Annotated in this window: 2 protein-coding genes and 1 riboswitch; both genes read right to left on the bottom strand. The window is 36.7% G+C overall.

The genetic code is table 11. The features are described 5' to 3' along the window. On the bottom strand, positions 1–220 hold a 220-nt coding region (locus NZ900_09740), incomplete at its 3' end, for a thiazole synthase (GenBank protein ID MCS7234360.1). A gap of 1 nt (position 221) precedes the next feature. Then, positions 222–419: a sulfur carrier protein ThiS gene (gene thiS, locus NZ900_09735; protein MCS7234359.1), complete on the bottom strand. Its 198-nt coding sequence runs from the start codon at positions 417–419 to the stop codon at positions 222–224. A gap of 51 nt (positions 420–470) precedes the next feature. Beyond that, positions 471–576, bottom strand: a riboswitch (TPP riboswitch). Positions 577–701 lie beyond the last annotated feature (125 nt).

The raw sequence follows: 701 nt of genomic DNA, 5'->3' as shown, positions 1-701 counted from the left end.
CAGTATTTGGTAAAATTTTGTATTTCTTAGGATCAATATAGTCAAGAAGATTTTCCTTGGAACGATCTATAATATTTACTCTTCTTACAGCAACTGTAACCACATCTGTGCCAGAAGCTTCTATTGCACGGGCAGTTTCTTCAAAACTTTTATACTTACCTGTGCCTACCCATAACCTTGATTTAAACTCAATTCCTCTTATTATTAACGGATCATTCATTTTACCCTCCTCCTACAAAATTGACGATCTCAATAGAGTCGCCCTCTTTTATTTCATAATCATTGAATCTATCTCTCTTTACGATTTCCAAATTCACTTCAACAACAACCCTTTGTGGATTTATATCAAGCTCCTGTAGAAGCTCTGCTATTGTCTTTGCTTTAACATCCATGTAGTTTCCGTTTATCCTTACTTTCATAAAACCTCCAAAAATAAAAAACCTCTATCCCTGAAGGATAGAGGCTGGTTTTATCTCAGTCTCTCCCTTTCCCTCCGCCGGTATTACCCGGATCAGGTTCAAGGGGTCTTCCCTTTTCGGGAACTCTCAGGCCTTTCGACCTCCCCCAGGGATTAAATTAATTCTATAAATTTGTGACAAAATATGTCAATGTTTTTTATACTTTATATTTTTAAACCTTAAATCTACCTATTGCTGTCTGTAACTCTCCACCAAGTTTTGCAATATCACTGGCTGTTTGAG

The sequence above is a fragment of the Synergistota bacterium genome (assembly GCA_025060595.1).
In the GTDB taxonomy this organism is placed as follows: Bacteria; Synergistota; GBS-1; order GBS-1; family GBS-1; genus 42-11.
Note: the sequence above shows the minus strand (reverse complement) of the source record. Positions and strands in the feature narration are given on the sequence as shown.

Coding starts and splice junctions, on each gene's coding strand:
- thiS (MCS7234359.1), bottom strand. CDS start 419: ATGAAAGTAAGGATAAACGGAAACTACATGGATGTTAAAGCAAAGACA.